Origin of the sequence: Actinoplanes sp. NPDC049668 (assembly GCF_044465445.1) — a bacterium.
In the GTDB taxonomy this organism is placed as follows: domain Bacteria; phylum Actinomycetota; class Actinomycetes; order Mycobacteriales; family Micromonosporaceae; genus Actinoplanes.
The window spans coordinates 200,723-217,320 of record NZ_JBITLR010000006.1; the positions used below are offsets into that span (position 1 = coordinate 200,723).

13 protein-coding genes are annotated in these 16,598 nt (G+C 69.8%); all 13 read left to right on the plus strand.

The genetic code is table 11. The features are described 5' to 3' along the window. Positions 1 to 6 precede the first annotated feature (6 nt). From ACIBSW_RS25550 to nuoN, 13 genes are read left to right on the plus strand one after another with little or no spacing between them, the layout of a single operon-like run. Positions 7 to 678, plus strand: coding sequence for an NADH-quinone oxidoreductase subunit B family protein (locus ACIBSW_RS25550; RefSeq protein WP_184998059.1), 672 nt, complete (start codon positions 7 to 9; stop codon positions 676 to 678). After that, on the plus strand, positions 675 to 1,367 hold the full coding sequence (locus ACIBSW_RS25555; RefSeq protein WP_354724602.1) for an NADH-quinone oxidoreductase subunit C: 693 nt from the start codon (positions 675 to 677) through the stop codon (positions 1,365 to 1,367). The genes ACIBSW_RS25550 and ACIBSW_RS25555 overlap by 4 nt, the downstream gene beginning before the upstream one ends. Next, positions 1,364 to 2,689, plus strand: a complete 1,326-nt coding sequence (locus ACIBSW_RS25560) for an NADH-quinone oxidoreductase subunit D (RefSeq protein WP_354724600.1) — start codon at positions 1,364 to 1,366, stop codon at positions 2,687 to 2,689. The genes ACIBSW_RS25555 and ACIBSW_RS25560 overlap by 4 nt, the downstream gene beginning before the upstream one ends. Beyond that, on the plus strand, positions 2,690 to 3,784 hold the full coding sequence (nuoE, locus tag ACIBSW_RS25565; protein WP_354724598.1) for an NADH-quinone oxidoreductase subunit NuoE: 1,095 nt from the start codon (positions 2,690 to 2,692) through the stop codon (positions 3,782 to 3,784). Beyond that, positions 3,781 to 5,097: an NADH-quinone oxidoreductase subunit NuoF gene (gene nuoF, locus ACIBSW_RS25570; RefSeq protein WP_404799455.1), complete on the plus strand. Its 1,317-nt coding sequence runs from the start codon at positions 3,781 to 3,783 to the stop codon at positions 5,095 to 5,097. The genes nuoE and nuoF overlap by 4 nt, the downstream gene beginning before the upstream one ends. A gap of 1 nt (position 5,098) precedes the next feature. Then, positions 5,099 to 7,597 carry an NADH-quinone oxidoreductase subunit G gene (locus tag ACIBSW_RS25575; RefSeq protein ID WP_354727778.1) on the plus strand — a complete coding sequence of 833 codons (2,499 nt, stop codon included), beginning with the start codon at positions 5,099 to 5,101 and terminating at the stop codon, positions 7,595 to 7,597. Beyond that, on the plus strand, positions 7,597 to 8,988 hold the full coding sequence (gene nuoH, locus ACIBSW_RS25580) for an NADH-quinone oxidoreductase subunit NuoH (RefSeq protein ID WP_354727784.1): 1,392 nt from the start codon (positions 7,597 to 7,599) through the stop codon (positions 8,986 to 8,988). The genes ACIBSW_RS25575 and nuoH overlap by 1 nt, the downstream gene beginning before the upstream one ends. A 1-nt stretch (position 8,989) precedes the next feature. Next, positions 8,990 to 9,574 carry an NADH-quinone oxidoreductase subunit NuoI gene (gene nuoI, locus ACIBSW_RS25585; RefSeq protein ID WP_354727776.1) on the plus strand — a complete coding sequence of 195 codons (585 nt, stop codon included), beginning with the start codon at positions 8,990 to 8,992 and terminating at the stop codon, positions 9,572 to 9,574. Beyond that, positions 9,571 to 10,344, plus strand: a complete 774-nt coding sequence (locus ACIBSW_RS25590) for an NADH-quinone oxidoreductase subunit J (protein WP_354727774.1) — start codon at positions 9,571 to 9,573, stop codon at positions 10,342 to 10,344. Before nuoI ends, ACIBSW_RS25590 begins: the two co-directional genes overlap by 4 nt. After that, positions 10,341 to 10,640, plus strand: a complete 300-nt coding sequence (gene nuoK, locus ACIBSW_RS25595) for an NADH-quinone oxidoreductase subunit NuoK (RefSeq protein ID WP_184998052.1) — start codon at positions 10,341 to 10,343, stop codon at positions 10,638 to 10,640. Before ACIBSW_RS25590 ends, nuoK begins: the two co-directional genes overlap by 4 nt. Positions 10,641 to 10,700: 60 nt before the next feature. After that, a complete protein-coding gene (gene nuoL / locus ACIBSW_RS25600; protein ID WP_354727782.1) occupies positions 10,701 to 12,578 on the plus strand; it encodes an NADH-quinone oxidoreductase subunit L in 1,878 nt (625 codons plus the stop codon). Further along, entirely contained in the window at positions 12,575 to 14,113 is a 1,539-nt protein-coding gene (locus ACIBSW_RS25605; protein WP_354727772.1) for an NADH-quinone oxidoreductase subunit M, read from the plus strand. The genes nuoL and ACIBSW_RS25605 overlap by 4 nt, the downstream gene beginning before the upstream one ends. A 2-nt stretch (positions 14,114 to 14,115) precedes the next feature. Further along, positions 14,116 to 15,648 (plus strand): NADH-quinone oxidoreductase subunit NuoN, encoded by a 1,533-nt coding sequence (nuoN, locus tag ACIBSW_RS25610; RefSeq protein ID WP_354727770.1) that lies wholly within the window; start codon positions 14,116 to 14,118, stop codon positions 15,646 to 15,648. The last annotated feature ends 950 nt before the right edge of the window (positions 15,649 to 16,598 follow it).

Below are 16,598 nucleotides of genomic sequence, written 5' to 3' on the forward strand. Positions count from 1 at the left end.
CGGGCTATGGGAATCGAAGAAAAGCTGCCGGCCGGCGTTCTGCTGACGTCTGTAGAGAAGCTCTCCAACTGGGCCCGTAAGTCGTCGTTCTGGGGCGCCACCTTCGGGCTCGCCTGCTGCGCCATCGAGATGATGGCCTCCGGCGGCCCGCACTACGACCTCGGCCGCTGGGGCATGGAGGTCTTCCGGGCCTCGCCCCGCCAGGCCGACCTGATGATCGTCGCCGGCCGGGTGAGCCAGAAGATGGCGCCGGTCGTGCGGCAGATCTACGACCAGATGCCCGAGCCGCGCTCGGTCATCTCGATGGGCGTCTGCGCCTCGTCGGGCGGCATGTTCAACAACTACGCGATCGTGCAGGGCGTTGACCACATCGTGCCGGTCGACATCTACCTGCCGGGCTGCCCGCCGCGCCCCGAGATGCTCATCGACGCGATCCTCAAGATGCGCGAGAAGGTCATGGCCGCGCCGCTCGGCCCGAACGGCCGCAAGATGCTCGAGGCCCGGCGGGCCGAGGGCAAGCTGCCGATCGTCGCGCCCGGCGCGATGCCGTCCTCGTACCGGGCGGACAAGGTACGCCGGGCCGAGTGGACGCAGGCCGTCAAGGAGGGCCGCGAGGAGCAGCTCCGCATCGAGAACTGGATGAAGCTGCAGCCGCACCTTCGGGAGGGTGGCAAGTGAGCATCTCGCAGAATCCTGAAGGGGCGCACCTGGGTTCGCCGGCGGAGCTGCCGGACAACCCGCAGAAGGGCATGTTCGGCATCGCGGGCACCGGCGACGTGTCCGGCTTCGGCGGCCTGGCCCGCCCGCACCCGGCCGTCGCGGGTACCCCGCGGCCGTACGGCGGCTACTTCGACGAGGTGCACGACGCCCTCGAGGAGGCGTACCCCGCCTTCGCCGACGCGATCGAGAAGGTCGTGGTCGACCGGGGCGAGCTGACCCTGCACATCGCGCCGGAGCGGATCGCCGAGGTCGCCCAGATCATGCGCGACGACGAGTCGCTGCGCTTCGAGCTCTGCTCGTCGGTGTCGGGCGTGGACTATCTCGCCTCCGACGCGCGCCGGCTGCACGTCTGCTACGAGCTGCTGTCGATGACCTACCGCCGCCGGGTCCGCCTCGAGGCGGCCATCCCGGCGGGCGGCAGCCTGCCCAGCGTGACCGGCGTCTACCCGACCGCCGACTGGCAGGAGCGGGAGGCCTACGACATGTTCGGGGTCATCTTCACCGGCCACCCCAACCTCACCCGGATCCTCATGCCGGATGACTGGGAGGGCCACCCGCAGCGCAAGGACTACCCCCTCGGCGGCGTGCCCGTCGAGTACAAGGGCGCCGAAATTCCGCCGCCGGACCAGCGGAGGGTCTACCAATGACGACATCGGGATACGCGACCGAGCGGGAGACCACCGAGGGGCGGGTCTTCAACGTCACCGGCGGTGACTGGGACACCATCACCGCCGGCGTCGACCCGCTCAGCAACGAGAAGATCGTCGTCAACATGGGTCCCCAGCACCCGTCGACGCACGGCGTGCTGCGTCTCGTCCTGGAGCTCGAAGGCGAGACAGTGACCGAGGTGCGCCCGGTCGTCGGTTACCTGCACACCGGCATCGAGAAGAGCACGGAGTACCGCAACTGGGTGCAGGGCACGACGTTCGTGACCCGCGCCGACTATCTCGCGCCGATGTTCAACGAGGCCGCGTACTGCCTGGCGGTCGAGAAGCTGCTCGGCATCACCGACGACATCACCGAGCGGGCCAACACGATCCGCGTGCTCATGATGGAGCTCAACCGGATCTCGTCGCACCTGGTCTGGATCGCCACCACGGGCATGGAGCTCGGCGCGATCTCGATGATGCTGTACGGCTTCCGCGAGCGTGAGTACATCCTCGACATCTTCGAGGAGACCTCGGGCCTGCGGATGAACGCGGCGTACATCCGCCCGGGCGGCGTCGCGCAGGACATCCCCGACTCGGCGATCAAGAAGATCCGCGACTTCATCAAGTACCTGCCGAAGAAGCTCAAGGAGTACGAGGCGCTGCTCTCCGGCCAGGTCATCTGGCACGAGCGCACCAAGGGCGTCGCCGTGCTGGACGTGACGGGCTGCCTGTCGCTGGGCGTTACCGGCCCGGTGCTGCGCTCGGCCGGCCTGGCCTGGGACCTGCGCAAGACGATGCCCTACTGCGGCTACGAGACGTACAAGTTCGACGTGCCGACCGCGCAGACCGGCGACGTCTGGGGCCGCTACCTGGTCCGGATGGCGGAGATCCGCGAGTCGCTGAAGATCGTCGAGCAGGCGATCGACCGGCTCAAGCCCGGCCCGGTCATGATCGCGGACAAGAAGATCGCGTGGCCGGCCCAGCTCGCCGTCGGCGTGGACGGCCTGGGCAACTCGCTCGAGCACGTCGCCAACATCATGGGTCAGTCGATGGAGTCGCTGATCCACCACTTCAAGCTCGTGACCGAGGGCTTCCGGGTGCCGGCGGGCCAGGTCTACGTCGGCATCGAGCACCCGCGCGGCGAGCTCGGCGTGCACGCGGTCTCCGACGGCGGCACGCATCCCTACCGCGTGCACATGCGCGACCCGAGCTTCGTGAACCTCCAGGCCATCCCCGCGATGGCGGAAGGTGCGCTGCTGGCCGACGTCATCGCCGGCGGCGCGTCCCTGGACCCCGTGATGGGTGGGTGTGACCGCTAAATGTCAGAAACCACGGTGGACTTCTCCCCGGCCGCCGCACCGCTGGCCGAGAAGCTCCTGGAACCGGCTCTCGAGATCATCGCGCGCTACCCGGCGGGCCGCCAGCGCTCGGCGCTGCTGCCGCTGCTGCACCTGGTGCAGACCGAGGAGGGGCACGTCAGCCCCCGCGGCGTCGCGTTCTGCGCCGAGGTCCTGGGCATCAACAAGGCACAGGTCGGCGCGGTGGCGACGTTCTACACCATGTACAAGCGCCGGCCGACCGGCGAGTACCTGGTCAGCGTCTGCACCAACACCCTGTGCAACGTCATGGGCGGCCAGGAGGTCTACGACGGGCTCGTCGAGCACCTCGGCGTCGGCCACGACGAGACCACGGCCGACGGCAAGATCACGCTGGAGCACGCCGAGTGCCTCGCGGCCTGCGACTACGCGCCGGTCGTGACGGTCAACTACGACTTCGCGATCGACAACACCACGCCGCAGGCGGCGGTCGACCTGGTCGAGCAGCTGCGCAAGGACGAGCGGCCGGCGCCGATCCGCGGCGCGCGGATCTGCTCGCTCAAGCAGATGCAGCACCAGCTGGCCGGGTTCGCCGACGAGCGGGACGGCGCGGTCGCCGACGGCCCGGCCGGCGCGCCGACGCTGCGCGGCGTCAACCTCGCCCGGGAGCACGGCATCGCGGTCGCGAACTTCAACATCGACGCCCCGATCACGACGACCAAGCCGGCCCGCGACGAGTCGGCCAAGGCCGTCAAGGACCCGGGGCCGGTTCGGGAGAAGCCCGCGCAGACCGGCAAGCTCGCCGCCGCCGGGCGTAAGGCGGCCGGTGCGGTCAAGGCCGTGGCCGCGACGGTGGCCGACAAGGTGGAGCACCGCGCCGCGGGCACCAGCACCGGCGGCGGGGACGTCAAGGACCCGCAGGTACGCACCGCCGAGCAGCGCAACCCCGACGCGTCGACGCCGACACCGGACGCGACGAAGACGGACGCCACCGCCGTCCCGTCGAATCCCGCCGAGGCCGCCGGCGTCGCCGACAACCCGGCCGCCGGCGACGGCAAGCCCGCCGGTGACAGCGTCGGTAACGAGGAGAAGAAGTGACCCAGCCACGGCGCGAGGTTCTCGAGAAGCTCACTCCGGTCCTCACCAAGCGCTGGCTCTCGCCGGACGCCTGGAAGATCGACACCTATGAGCGGCTCGACGGGTACGCGGCGGTCCGCAAGGCCCTCGCGGTGCACCCCGACGACCTGATCCAGCTCATCAAGGACTCGGGGCTGCGCGGCCGCGGCGGCGCGGGCTTCCCGACCGGCCTCAAGTGGAGCTTCATCCCGCAGGGCGACGGCAAGCCGCACTACCTGGTCATCAACGCCGACGAGGGCGAGCCGGGCACCTGCAAGGACCTGCCCCTGATGACCTACGACCCGCACTCGCTGATCGAGGGCGCGATCATCGCGTCCTACGCGATCCGGGCCAGCCGGGCGTTCATCTACATCCGCGGCGAGGCCGTGCACGCCGCGCGCCGGCTGCGCAACGCCGTCAAGGAGGCCTACGCCAAGGGCTACCTCGGCGAGGACATCCTCGGCTCCGGGTTCGACCTGGACCTGGTGGTGCACAGCGGCGCGGGCGCGTACATCTGCGGCGAGGAGACGGCGCTGCTCGACTCGCTCGAGGGCTTCCGCGGCCAGCCCCGGCTGCGCCCGCCGTTCCCCGCGGTCGCCGGCCTGTACGCGAGCCCGACGGTGGTCAACAACGTCGGCACCATCGCGAGCGTGCCGTACATCGTGCTGGGCGGCGCGGACTGGTGGAAGAGCATGGGCACGGAGAAGTCGTCCGGCCCGATGATCTACTCGCTCTCCGGCCGGATCGCCAACCCGGGCCAGTACGAGTGCGGCCTCGGCATCACCCTGCGCGAGCTGATCGAGCTCGCGGGCGGCATGAAGCCCGGCCACAACCTGAAGTTCTGGACGCCGGGCGGATCGTCGACGCCGCTGCTGACCGCCGATCACATCGACACCGCGATGGACTTCGAGGGCGTCGCCGCGGCCGGCTCGATCCTGGGCACGACGGCGATGCAGATCTTCTCCGACCAGGACTGCCCGGTCTACGCGACCTGGCGCTGGCTGGAGTTCTACCACCACGAGTCCTGCGGCAAGTGCACCCCGTGCCGCGAGGGCAACTACTGGATGGTGCGCACCTACCGCCGGATCCTCTCCGGCCAGGGCACCCACCAGGATCTGGACACCCTGCTGGACACCGCCGACAACATCTTCGGCCGCTCGTTCTGCGGCCTCGGTGACGGTGCCGCGACGCCGGTCATGTCGACGCTGAAGTTCTTCCGCCAGGACTACCTGGACTACATCGAGGGCCGGACCGCTCCGCGGCTGTCCGAGAAGGCCCTGGTAGGAGCGCACTGATATGACGGACGTTGCCAAGAAGACCGAACTGGTCACGCTGACCGTCGACGGTGTAGAGGTGACCGCCGCCAAGGGTGAGCTGGTCATCCGGGTCGCCGAGCGGATGGGCATCGCGATCCCGCGGTTCTGCGACCACCCGCTGCTGGCCCCGGCCGGCGCCTGCCGCCAGTGTCTGGTCGAGGTGGAGGGCCAGCGCAAGCCGGTCGCCTCCTGCACCCAGACGGTGGCGCCCGGCATGGTGGTCAAGACCCAGCTCAGCTCGCCGGTCGCCGCCAAGGCGCAGGCCGGCGTGATGGAGCTGCTGCTCGCCAACCACCCGCTGGACTGCCCGACCTGCGACAAGGGCGGCGAGTGCCCGCTGCAGAACCAGGCGATGTCCAACGGCCGCGCGGACTCGCGGTTCCACGAGCACAAGCGCGAGTACGAGAAGCCGATCCACATCTCCAGCCAGGTGCTGCTGGACCGCGAGCGCTGCATCCTCTGCCAGCGCTGCACCCGCTTCTCCGAGGAGATCGCCGGCGACAAGTTCATCGACCTGATGGACCGCTCGTCCGGCGAGCAGATCAACGTCTACCGCGACGACTTCTTCGGCGGCGAGGGCTACGGCGACGGCGACGCCGGCGAGGACCCGGGCGACGTGCCCTTCAACTCGTACTTCTCCGGCAACACCATCCAGATCTGCCCGGTCGGCGCGCTGACCGGCGAGCAGTACCGGTTCCGGGCCCGCCCGTTCGACCTGGTCTCCTCGCCGACGTCGTGCGAGCACTGCGCGGCCGGCTGCGCACAGCGCGCCGACCACCGGCGCGGCAAGGTGCTCCGGCGCCTCGCCGGCGACGACCCGGCGGTCAACGAGGAGTGGAACTGCGACAAGGGCCGGTGGGGCTTCCGCTACGCCACCGCGTTCGACCGCATCACCACCCCGCTGATCCGCGACGCCGGCACCGGCGAGCTGCGCGAGGCCTCGTGGAGCGAGGCGCTGCTGGCCGCCGCGGAGGGCCTGAAGGCCGCGAAGGACCGGGGCGTCGGCGTGCTCACCGGCGGCCGCCTCACCGTCGAGGACGCGTACGCGTACGCGAAGTTCGCCCGGGTCGCGCTCGGCACGAACGACATCGACTTCCGGGCCCGCCCGCTGCGCGCCGCGGGCTCCTCCCTCGGCACCGACGAGGAGGCGCAGTTCCTCGCCGCCTCGATCGCCGCCGGGAGCGACGTGACCTACGAGGACGTCGAGGACGCCTCGGCGGCGGTCATCGTCGGCCTCGAGCCGGAGGAGGAGTGCCCCATCCTCTTCCTGCGGCTGCGCAAGGGCCACGGCAAGAACAAGCTCAAGGTCACGGCCGTTGCGCCGTACCTGAGCCGCGGTTTTGAGAAGATCGGCGCGACCCTGGTCGCGGCCGTGCCCGGCGACGAGGCCCGGCTGCTGGCCACCGACGCGACGGTGACCGGGGCGCTCAGCGAGCCCGGCGCCCTGCTGATCGTCGGCGAGCGGCTCGCGAGCGCGCCCGGCGGCCTGTCCGCCGCCGCCGCGCTGGCCGCCCGGACCGGAGCCCGCCTCGTGTGGGTGCCCCGGCGCGCGGGCGACCGCGGCGCGGTGGACGCCGGCTGCCTGCCCAACCTGCTGCCCGGCGGCCGCCCGGTCGCCGACGCGGTCGCGCGGGCCGAGCTGACCCGGGCCTGGGGCCTCGACGAGGGCGCGCTGCCCGGCGCAGCCGGCCGCGACACCGACGCGATCGTGGCGGCCGCCGCCGACGGCACGCTCGGCGCGCTGCTGGTCGCGGGCGTCGACCCGGCCGACCTGGCCGATCCGCGCCTGGCCGAGCAGGCGCTCGACGCCGTGCCGTTCGTGGTCAGCCTCGAGCTGCGCCAGAGCGCGGTCACCCGCCGCGCCGACGTGGTGCTGCCGGTCGCGCCCGCCGCCGAGAAGCCCGGCACCTACATGAACTGGGAGGGCCGGCTGCGGACCTTCGAGGCCGTGCTCAACACCACCGCGATGACCGACGGCCGGGTGCTCGAGGCCATCGCGGCGCTGATGGACGTCGCGCTCGGTACCGGCGACGTCTCCTCGATCCGCCGCGAGCTGGGCAGCATCCCGGCGAGCCAGAGCGGCCGTCCGGCCGCGCCGACCGTCGCCGCGGCCGAGCCGGCGAGGCCCGGCGCCGGCGAGGCGGTCCTCGCGACCTGGCATCACCTGATCGACCTCGGTTCGCTGCTCGACGGCGACGAGGTGCTGGCCGGCACGGCCCGCGCCCCGCTCGCGCGCATCGGCAAGGACCTCGCCGAATCGCTCGGCATCGCCGACGGCGACACCGTCACCGTCGGCACCGACCGCGGCGCGATCACGCTGCCGGCGGCGATCACCGATCTGCCCCCGCAGGTGGTGTGGCTGCCCACGAACTCGCCGGGCTCGACGCTGCGTCGCAGCCTCGGCGTCACCTCGGGTGCGGTGGTCCGGCTCAGCGCCGGCAAGCCGGGTCCGATCCTCGCTCAGGGGGCGAACTCATGATGACCTCGGCGTTCCTCGCCAACGCACAGGACCCGACGCTCGAGACGTTCGAGAACGACGTCTGGTGGATCGTGCTCATCAAGCTGCTGGGTGTCTTCGTCATCCTGCTGCTGCTGACGCTGTTCACGATCAACTACGAGCGCAAGGTCGTGGCCCGGATGGCGGTCCGCCCGGGCCCCAATCAGGTCGGGCCGAAGGGCTGGCTGCAGAGCCTCTCGGACGGCGTGAAGCTGCCGTTCAAGGAGGAGATCATCCCGAAGACCGCCGACAAGGTGGTCTACTTCATCGCGCCGGTGATCTCGGCGACCGTCGCGTTCACCGCGTTCTCGGTGATCCCGTTCGGGCCGGTCGTGACGATGTTCGGGCAGAAGACCGCGCTGCAGCTCACCGACGTGCCGGTCTCGGTGCTGGTGCTGCTCGCCTGCTCCTCGATGGCCGTGTACGGCGTCGTGCTGGCCGGCTGGGCGTCGGGCTCGACGTACCCGCTGCTGGGCGGCCTGCGGTCGAGCGCGCAGATGATCTCGTACGAGGTCGCGATGGGCCTGTCCATCGTGGCGGTCTTCATGACGGCCGGCACGATGTCGACCTCGCAGATCGTCGCCGCGCAGGCCGGCAGCGACCCGTCGACGCGGTTCGACATCCTCGGCTGGAACCCGACGCCGCCGAGCTGGTACGCGGTCCTGCTGCTGCCCAGCTTCATCATCTACTGCATCGCGGCGGTCGGCGAGACCAACCGGGCGCCGTTCGACCTGCCCGAGGCGGAGTCCGAGCTGGTCGGCGGCTTCCACACCGAGTACTCGTCGTTCAAGTTCGCGCTCTTCTTCCTCGCCGAGTACATCAACATGATCACCGTCTCGGCGTTCGCGACGACGCTGTTCCTCGGCGGCTGGCGGGCGCCCTGGCCGATCACCACCTTCTGGGAGGGCGCCAACTCCGGCTACTGGCCGCTGCTCTGGTGGCTCGGCAAGGTGCTGATCCTGCTGTTCGGCTTCATCTGGCTGCGGGCCACCCTGCCCCGGATGCGCTACGACCAGTTCATGCGCTTCGGCTGGAAGGTGCTGATCCCGGTCAACCTGGTCTGGATCCTCTTCCTGGCCGGCGTCCGGGTCACCAACACCCGGGTCGACGGCGGCGCCCGCTGGGTGGTCTACCTGGTCGCGGCGGTGCTGGTGCTCGGCATCGCGCTGCTCTGGCCGGCCAGCAAGAAGCCACGCGAGTACTCCATCGAGGAACAGCTCGCCGCCCGGCCACCGGGCAGCTTCCCGGTGCCGCCGATGGACCTGCAGGTGCCGCCCAGCCCGCGGGCGCGCCGCGCGGTCGCGGAACGCCAGCCGGCCACGGTCGGCGGCACCACCCCCAGCCCGGCCGACACGTCAGACAAGGAGGTGTGACGTGGGAACTTTCACGGGCTCGTTCAAAGGCTTCGGCGTAACTTTCGCGCACATGTTCCGCAAGGTCATCACGACCGACTATCCGTTCTCGCCGCCGAAGCCGGCGCCGCGCTACCACGGCCGGCACATCCTCAACCGGCACCCGGACGGCCTGGAGAAGTGCATCGGCTGCGAGCTGTGCGCCTGGGCCTGCCCGGCCGACGCGATCTACGTCGAGGGCGGCGACAACACCGACGAGCAGCGCTTCTCGCCCGGTGAGCGGTACGCGAGCATCTACCAGATCAACTACGCGCGGTGCATCTTCTGCGGCCTGTGCATCGAGGCCTGCCCGACCCGTTCGCTGACCATGAGCAACGAGTACGAGCTGGCCCGCGACAGCCGCCAGGACCTCATCTTCACCAAGAAGGAGCTCCTGGCGCCGCTGCTGCCCGGCATGGAGCAGCCGCCGCACCCGATGCGGCTCGGCGAGACCGACAAGGACTACTACCTCGGCGCGCTGACCAACCCGGGCACCTCCGCCGGCGCCGAGCGGGCGCCGCTGACGCCGGCGGTCGTCAAGGACGCGCTGGGCGAGGTGGCCCGATGATCGCCATCGCGGCCGAGGCCGCCGGTCAGGTCTCCACCGGCGAGGCGTGGGCCTTCTGGATCCTGGCTCCGCTCGCCGTCATCGGCGCGCTGGGCATGGTCATGGCGCGCAACGCAGTGCACTCCGCGCTGTGGCTGATCGTCACCATGCTCAATCTGGGCTTCATCTACGTGATCAACGAGGCGCCGTTCCTCGGCGCGGTGCAGATCATCGTCTACACCGGCGCGATCATGATGCTCTTCCTGTTCGTGCTGATGCTGGTCGGCCGCGACGTGTCCGACTCGCTGATCGAGACCCTGCGCGGGCAGCGGATCGCCGCCATCCTGCTGGGCGTCGCCTTCGGCGTGCTCGTCGCGACGGGCCTCGCCCGCTCGCTGGGCGGCGCCGAGTTCGTCGGCCTGGCCGAGGCGAACAGCGCCAACGGCGGCAACGTGCAGGGCATCGCCCGGCTGCTGTTCACCAAGTACGTGTTCGGGTTCGAGGTCACCTCCGCGCTGCTGATCACGGCGGCCGTCGGTGCCATGGTGCTCGCGCACGTCGAGCGCGCCAAGGAAGAGATCGCCGACCAGGTCACGCGCATGAAGGCGCGCTTCCGGCCGGGTACCTATCCGGGACCGAAACCCGGCCCCGGCGTCTACGCGAACACGATGTCGGTCGCTGTGCCCGCCCGGCTGCCGGACGGTAACGGCACCGAGCGCAGCATCTCGCCGATCCTGCCCGTGCGCGAGCTGACCGCCGGCGAGGCCGCACCGAAGAGGACAGAGAAGTGACACCTGACTACTACCTTGTGCTGGCCACGATCCTGTTCACCATCGGCGCCGCGGGCGTCCTCGTGCGCCGCAACGCGATCGTGCTGTTCATGTGCATCGAGCTGATGCTGAACGCCGCGAACCTCGCGCTGGTGACCTTCAGCCGGATCAACGGCACGCTCGACGGCCAGATCATCTCGTTCTTCGTGATGGTGGTCGCGGCGGCCGAGGTCGTGGTCGGGCTGGCCATCATCATGTCCATCTTCCGGACGCGGCGCTCGGCCAGCGTCGACGACGCCAACCTCCTCAAGTACTAAAGGGGCCTTCACGTGGAACAGACAGTGGAGTATGCCCACGCGACCGGGCTGCTGAGCGGGATGTGGCTGCTGGTGGCCATCCCGCTCGCCAGCGCGGCGGTCCTGCTCCTGCTGGGCAGGAAGGCCGACAAGTGGGGGCACTGGCTCGGCGTCCTGGCGGTCGCCGTACCGTTCGTCCTCGGCCTTTCGATGTTCTTCAGCCTGCGCGGCCTCGACCCCGAGACCCGCGCCGCGGAGCAGAGCCTGTGGGACTTCATCGCGGTCGGCGGGCTGCACGTGGAATTCGGGTTGCTCTTCGACCCGCTGGCCGCGGTCTTCGTCCTGCTGATCACCGGTGTCGGCTCGCTGATCCACCTGTACGCGGTCGGCTACATGGAGCACGACCCGGAGCGGCGGAAGTTCTTCGCCTACTTCAACCTCTTCGTCGCCGCGATGCTGCTGCTGGTCCTCGGCAACAACTACGTGATGCTCTACTTCGGCTGGGAGGGCGTCGGCCTGGCGTCGTACCTGCTGATCTCGTTCTGGTACGTCCGGCCGTCGGCGGCCACCGCCGGTAAGAAGGCGTTCCTGATGAACCGGGTCGGCGACGCCGGCCTGGCCATCGGCATCTTCCTGCTCTTCGCCACGCTCGGCACCACCCAGTACGACGAGGTGTTCAACGGCGTCGGCGCGCTGTCCGGCGGCACCGTGCTGGTGCTGGGCATCCTGCTGCTGCTCGGCGCGGCCGGCAAGTCCGGCCAGTTCCCGCTCCAGGCCTGGCTCCCCGACGCGATGGAGGGCCCGACCCCGGTCTCGGCCCTGATCCACGCCGCGACGATGGTCACCGCCGGCGTCTACCTGATCGCCCGGTCCAACCCGATCTTCTCGGCGAACACCACGCTGCAGACGATCGTGGTCAGCGTCGGCGCGCTCACGCTGCTGATGGGCTGCATCATCGGCGCGGCCAAGGACGACATCAAGCGGGTCCTGGCCTGGTCGACGGTCAGCCAGATCGGCTACATGTTCCTCGGCGTCGGGCTCGGCGGCGGCGCGTACTCGCTGGCCATCGTCCACCTGCTCGCGCACGGCTTCTTCAAGGCCAACATGTTCCTCGGCGCGGGCTCGGTCATGCACGGCATGCACGACCAGGTCGACATCCGGCGCTTCGGCGCGCTGTCGAAGTACATGCGCTGGACCTGGCTGACCTTCATGATGGGCTGGCTCGCCATCATCGGCATCCCGCCGCTGTCCGGCTTCTTCACCAAGGAGCCGATCATCGTGGCCGCCTTCGAGCGCGGCGACTGGACCTCCTGGCTGTACGGCGGGGCCGCCCTGCTCGGCGCCGGCCTCACCGCCTTCTACATGACGCGGCTCTTCGTCCTCACCTTCCACGGCCCGAAGCGGTGGACCGAGGACATCAAGGAGCCGCACGAGTCGCCTTACATCATGACCATCCCGCTCATGCTGCTGGCCGTCGGCTCGATCGCGTCCGGCTTCCTGATGAAGACCAGCGTGCCGCACTGGCTGGAGCCGGTGCTCGGCCCGGAGGTCGCGGAGCACGAGCCGGTGCTGTCGCACACCGTGATCACCGTCCTTTCGCTGGTGCTCACCGTCGCCGGCGCGGGCCTGGCGTACGCGCTGTTCCGCAGGGGCACCGCGCTGCAGGAGCAGCCCGCCGGGGTCGTGGTCACGGCCGCGCGCCGCAACCTCTACACCGACGCCGTCAACGAGGCGGTGTTCGAGCGGCCCGGCATCTACCTGACCCGCGCGCTGGTCTTCCTGGACAACAGGGGCATCGACGGCGCGGTGAACGGCCTCGCGGCCACCGTCGGCGGCAGCTCGGGTCGCCTGCGCCGGCTGCAGACCGGTTTCGTCCGCTCGTACGCGTTGTCCATGCTCACCGGCGTAGTCCTGGTCGTCGGTGCCTTCCTCGCAATTCAGTTGGGATGGTTGGCGTGACCGACTTTCCGTTTCTGCTCATCTTGACGGTGCTCCCCCTGGTGGGGGCGGCCGTGGTGGCCTGCATCCCGAAGGCCAAGGCACAACTGGCCAAGACGATCGCCCTGGGCTGGTCGCTGGTCGTGCTCCTGCTGAGCATCGTCATGTGGATCGCCTTCGAGGTCGGCGGCGACCGCTTCCAGTTCTACTGGTCGAAGCCGTGGATCCCGACCTGGGACGTCCGTTTCACGTTCGCCGCGGACGGCATCGCCCTGGTGATGCTCATGCTGATCGCGATCCTCGTGCCGGCCGTGATCCTGGCGTCCTGGCACGACGTCGACGAAACCACCCGGAGCGTGCCGACGTACTTCGCCCTGCTGCTGGTCCTCGAATGCACGATGATCGGCGTCTTCGCGGCCGCCGACGTGTTCCTGTTCTACGTGTTCTTCGAGGTCATGCTCGTGCCGATGTACTTCATCATCGGCTCGTACGGCGGCGCCCGGCGGCAGTACGCGGCGGTCAAGTTCTTCCTCTACTCGCTGGTCGGCGGCCTCTTCATGCTGGCCGCGGTGATCGGCCTCTGGGTCATCGGCGGGCACACGTTCGACTGGCAGAAGCTCAGCGACGTCTCGGCGGCGTTCGACACCAACACCGCGCGCTGGCTGTTCCTCGGCTTCTTCATCGCGTTCGCGGTCAAGGCGCCGTTCTTCCCGTTCCACACCTGGCTGCCCGACGCCGGTGTCGCGGCCCCGGCGCCCGCCGCGGCGCTGCTGGTCGGCGTGCTCGACAAGGTCGGCACCTTCGGCATCCTGCGGTACTGCCTGCCGCTGTTCCCGGAGGCGTCGCGCTGGTTCGCGCCGGCGGCCCTGGTCCTCGGCGTCATCGGCATCATCTACGCGGCCCTGCTGGCGGTCGGCCAGAACGACCTGAAGCGGCTGGTGTCGTACACCTCGATCGCGCATTTCGGGTTCATCGGCATCGGCATCTTCGCCTTCACCACCCAGGCCGGCACCGGCTCGGTGCTGTACATGGTCAACCACGGCCTCGCGACCGGCCTGCTCTTCCTGGTCGTCGGCATGTTCGTCGCCCGCCGGGGCTCGGCCCTGACCAGCGACTTCGGCGGCGCCGGCAAGCTGGTTCCGGTGCTGGCGGGAATCCTGTTCTTCGCCGGCCTCGCGTCGCTGGCGCTGCCCGGCACCGCGCCGTTCGTCAGCGAGTTCCTGGTGCTGATCGGCACGTTCACCGTGCACAAGACCTACGCGGTCATCGCCACCACGGGCATCATCCTCGCCGCGGCGTACGTGCTCTGGATGGTGCAGCGCACCACGCAGGGCACGCTGAACCCGACACTGACCGAGTACCCGGCCATGCACAAGGACATCACGCTGCGCGAGAAGTTCGTGGTCGCGCCGCTGGTGATCCTGCTGCTGGTCCTGGGCTTCTACCCGAAGCCCGTCACCGATGTGATCAATCCGGCGGTTGAGGCAACCATGCAGGACGTCGGCACGACCGATCCCGCACCGACGGCGGTCGCGAACGGAAAGGTGGCGCCGTAGCCATGGGAGACCTCCAACTACCCGAGATCAATTACGGCGCCCTGTCGCCGATGTTGATCCTCTTCGGAGCGGCCTGCCTCGGCATCCTGCTCGAGGCGATCCTGCCCCGCCACCGCCGCAACATGATCCAGCTGATCCTGGCCCTGGTCGCCGTCGTCGCCGCGCTGATCGCGGTGATCATCGGCCGCGACACCCGGACGCTGACCATCGGCGGCGCGGTCGCGATCGACGGCGTGACCCTGTTCCTGCAGGGCTCGATCCTGCTGCTCGGCCTCGTCTCCCTGCTGCTGATCGGCGAGCGCTCCGTCGAGAATGGCGGCGCGTTCGTCTCGCAGGCGGCGATCACCGTCGGCTCGGAGAAGGACCTGAAGCAGGCGAGCAGCGAGCCCGGCGCGACCGAGGTCTACCCGCTGGCCGTCTTCACGCTCGGCGGCATGCTGCTGTTCGTGGCCGCGAACGACCTGCTGACCATGTTCGTGGCCCTCGAGGTCTTCTCCCTGCCGCTGTACCTGCTCTGCGCACTGGCCCGCCGCCGGCGCCTGCTGAGCCAGGAGGCGGCGCTGAAGTACTTCCTGCTCGGCTCGTACGCCTCGGCGTTCTTCCTGTTCGGCGTCGCCCTGCTCTACGGCTTCGCCGGCGCGATCGACCTGGCCGCCATCCACGCGGCGGTGGCCAACCCGACACACAGCGAGGCCCTGCTCTTCGGCGGCCTGGCCCTGGTGTCGATCGGCCTGCTCTTCAAGTGCGCGGCGGTCCCGTTCCACGTCTGGACCCCGGACGTCTACCAGGGCTCGCCGACCTCGGTGACCGCCCTGATGGCGGCGTGCACCAAGGTCGCGGCGTTCGGCGCCCTGCTGCGCGTCCTCTACGTGGCCTTCGAGGGCGTCCGCTGGAACTTCCAGCCGATCCTCGGCGTGATCGCCGTCCTGACCATGCTGGTCGGCGCCGTCCTGGCGGTCACCCAGACGGACATGAAGCGGCTGCTGGCGTACTCCTCGATCGCCAACGCGGGCTACCTGATGGTGGGCGTCCTGGCGCTCAACAAGGAGGGCCTGTCCAGCACGATGTTCTACCTGGTGGCGTACGGCTTCTCGGTCCTGGCCGCCTTCGGCATCGTCTCCCTGGTCCGCGACGCGGACGGCGAGGCGACCCACCTGTCCCGCTGGGCGGGCCTGGGCCGCAAGAGCCCGCTGTTCGCCGCCGCGTTCTCGTTCATCATGCTGGCCTTCGCGGGCATCCCGCTCACCAGCGGCTTCACGAGCAAGTTCGCGGTCTTCGGCGCCGCGGTCGACGGCGGCCAGACCTGGCTCGTCATCTTCGGCGTGATCACCAGCATGGTGCTGGCCTTCCCGTACCTGCGCGTGATCGTGATGGTCTGGCTCTCCGAACCAGGCGAGACGACGCCGTCGGTCTCGATCCCGGGCTTCCTCACCTCGGCCGCCCTGGTGATCGGCGTAGTCGTGACCCTGATCCTGGGCGTCGTCCCGGCACCCCTCCTGGATCTCACGAACGACGCCGCCCAGTTCGTCCGCTAACCGACAACCGCAAAAGGCCCGGATCCTGGCTCCTTCCAGGCCGGGCCTTTTCGTATCCGCCCAATGAAGATCAACGGCCAGGCTTCGAAGATCGACAGTCAGGGCCGCCCGGTAAAGATCAACGGCAGGACCCATAACAGCAGGACCATGTCGTGCCTGGGTGCAGGGTGCTGACCGTCGCTCACGCCGAGACCGGGCGGGGGCGGCCAATCGCCTGGCGGCTCATGAGCGGCCACCCCCACCCTGCCAGGTCCGTGCTCCCCAAAACCAAACCCACGAACCGCGGCCGCCCGCTGTTCGGGTTGGGAGGCCGACGGTCCGAGGGTTGGGAGCTTTGGCCCGGTGGTTAAGACGGCTGTCTGTTGTTCGGGACTCCTGTCCAAATGGTGGCCGGGACTCCGACGCCGGCCCGGTGAACGTTTCTAGCCGCCGCGCTACTAGCTTCAGCCGGTCCTGGCCTGGCCCTGCCCGGCCCTCAGTCCTGGCTCAGCTCGCCCCAGCCCAGCCCAGCCCGGTCCCTGGGTCCCGCTCAGCTCGGCCCGAACCTGGCCCAGCCGTGGCAGGGGACCGGGTTCCGGCTCGATCCCCGGCCCTGACTCAGCGCGCCTGGCCTCTGCCCCAGACCCGGCCTAACCTCGACCCGGCCCTTTTCAACTCGGCCCCATCAGGCCCAGCCCCAGCCCATCCCAACCCGGCCCGGCCCGGCCCGGCCCCGGATCCTGGCGCAGGTCGGCTCGGTGCCAGCTCAGCTCGGCTGAGTCCAACCCAACCCGGTCCGGTCCTGGCTCAGGCTAGGGCCGGTCTTGGTATTGGGTCGCCCGGCCAATCCAACCCACCCGGCCTGGCCCAACTCGCCTGGCCCAACTCGCCTGGCCCAACTCGCCTGGCCCAACTCGCCTGGCCCAACTCGCCTGGCCCAACTCGCCTGGCCCAACTCGCCTGGCCCAACT

Bases quoted from the DNA above. Each gene is read 5' to 3' on its own strand.
- ACIBSW_RS25550 (WP_184998059.1), top strand. From the start codon at position 7: ATGGGAATCGAAGAAAAGCTGCCGGCCGGCGTTCTGCTGACGTCTGTA.
- ACIBSW_RS25560 (WP_354724600.1), top strand. From the start codon at position 1,364: ATGACGACATCGGGATACGCGACCGAGCGGGAGACCACCGAGGGGCGG.
- nuoL (WP_354727782.1), top strand. From the start codon at position 10,701: ATGTGGCTGCTGGTGGCCATCCCGCTCGCCAGCGCGGCGGTCCTGCTC.
- nuoE (WP_354724598.1), top strand. From the start codon at position 2,690: ATGTCAGAAACCACGGTGGACTTCTCCCCGGCCGCCGCACCGCTGGCC.
- ACIBSW_RS25590 (WP_354727774.1), top strand. From the start codon at position 9,571: ATGATCGCCATCGCGGCCGAGGCCGCCGGTCAGGTCTCCACCGGCGAG.
- nuoN (WP_354727770.1), top strand. From the start codon at position 14,116: ATGGGAGACCTCCAACTACCCGAGATCAATTACGGCGCCCTGTCGCCG.
- nuoH (WP_354727784.1), top strand. From the start codon at position 7,597: ATGACCTCGGCGTTCCTCGCCAACGCACAGGACCCGACGCTCGAGACG.
- ACIBSW_RS25575 (WP_354727778.1), top strand. From the start codon at position 5,099: ATGACGGACGTTGCCAAGAAGACCGAACTGGTCACGCTGACCGTCGAC.